Here is a 1,843-nt window from a genome sequence, read left to right on the forward strand (position 1 = left end):
GCCGAAGCCGACGCCGAAGCCGGAGCCGAAGCGGAAGCCGAAGTTGTGACCGAGCAGGAAATCTATACACAAGGTTTGACCAAGACACGGACTGGTTTTGCCGCCAAGTTCAACCAATTTTTGGCTAATTTCCGTTCGGTAGATGAAAACTTTTTTGAAGAACTTGAAGAAACGTTGGTGGGCGCTGATGTTGGTTTTGACATGGCCATCAAGATTTCGGATGACTTACGTGAAGAAGTCAAGCTTGCCAATGCCAAGCGACCAGAAGATGTGAAACAAGTCATCATTAAAAAAATGGTTGACATGTATGAAGCTGACGGTGTTAATGAAGATGCGACCATGCATTTTAATGCCAACGGCACTACCGTTATCTTGTTCGTTGGTGTCAACGGTGTGGGTAAAACAACCACGATTGGAAAGTTAGCCACAAAGTATCAACAACAAGGCAAGTCAGTGTTATTGGCAGCCGCTGATACTTTCCGTGCTGGCGCCACCAAGCAATTGCAAGAATGGGGCGAACGTGCCCATGTCCCAGTGGTTGCGGGTAAAGAAAAGGCGGATCCCGCATCAGTTGTGTACGAAGCCGTTGCTAAGGCACGTGATGAACATTATGATATTTTGTTTGTGGATACGGCGGGTCGTTTACAAAACAACGTGAACTTGATGCAAGAGTTGGAAAAGATGAAGCGTATTATTCAACGCGAAATTCCAGATGCACCGCATGAAGTCTTGCTTGTTTTGGATGCGACGACGGGTCAAAATGCGTTACAGCAAGCCAAACTCTTTAAGGATTCATCGGATGTTACAGGCATTGTGTTGACTAAGATGGACGGGACGGCCAAAGGTGGGATTGTGTTTGCCATTCGTAATGAGATGCAATTGCCTGTAAAATGGATTGGCTTTGGTGAAAAAGCGCAAGATTTGCGTGAATTCAAACCAGAAGAATTCATTTATGGCCTCTTTAAGGACTTAATCGCATGAATTTCGCAGAGAAAAATCAGATTACGCGGTTATTTGGCTTTTATGGTGGCTTATTGACACTTAAACAGCAGGATTATTTGCGTTATTATTTTGAAGATGATTATTCCATTGTTGAAATTGCGGAAGCAGAGCATGTCAGTCGACAAGCTGTGTCGGACAATATTAAGCGTGGGATTGATCAATTAGTCAAATACGAACAAGTCTTGCATTTACAAGCAGACTTTGAGGCGCGTGCAGCCATTGAGCAGCAAGTGCAAGATTATATTAGCTTGTATTATAATAAAGATGACCAGTTAAAGCAGCTGGTGTCACAATTAATGGCGCATGAAATAGAAGACTAGTGCCAAGACGCTAAAAAGGGGAGATATAGTACCGCTGGCGACAGTCCGGTGTTATACAAAGATTATGGCATTTGAAAATTTAACTGAACGCCTATCCAAGGCAATGAAAAACCTGACCGGCCGTGGTCGTGTCAGTGAAGAAGATTTACGTGCAACGATGCGCGAAATTCGTTTGGCCTTGTTGGAAGCCGACGTCAACTATGACACGGTGAAAAGGTTTGTGACCAATGTCCGTGAAAAGGCCAGCGGCGCCGACATTTTAGAAGGTTTGAACCCAGCCCAACAAGTTGTCAAAATTGTTAATGATGAATTGACGGCAACTATGGGTGAAGAAGCCGTACCGTTGAATAAGTCACCAAAAATCCCAACGATCATTATGATGGCTGGTTTGCAAGGTGCGGGTAAAACAACTACTGCGGCAAAACTGGCACGTTTCTTAAAAGAACGTCAAAAGAAAAAAGTAGCAATGGTATCTGCCGACGTTTATCGTCCAGCAGCGATTAAACAGCTACAAACAGTTG

At 44.2% G+C, this 1,843-nt stretch carries 3 protein-coding genes; all 3 read left to right on the plus strand.

The features are described 5' to 3' along the window. Positions 1-981: signal recognition particle-docking protein FtsY (gene ftsY / locus ACW12G_RS07765; RefSeq protein ID WP_455647695.1), on the plus strand; the 981-nt coding region annotated here is incomplete at its 5' end. Beyond that, entirely contained in the window at positions 978-1,322 is a 345-nt protein-coding gene (ylxM, locus tag ACW12G_RS07770; RefSeq protein ID WP_010000174.1) for a YlxM family DNA-binding protein, read from the plus strand. The genes ftsY and ylxM, both read left to right, overlap by 4 nt. 64 nt (positions 1,323-1,386) lie before the next feature. Further along, the coding region (locus ACW12G_RS07775) for a signal recognition particle receptor subunit alpha (RefSeq protein ID WP_455647696.1) at positions 1,387-1,843 on the plus strand (457 nt) is incomplete at its 3' end.

Source organism: Leuconostoc sp. (assembly GCF_965300815.1).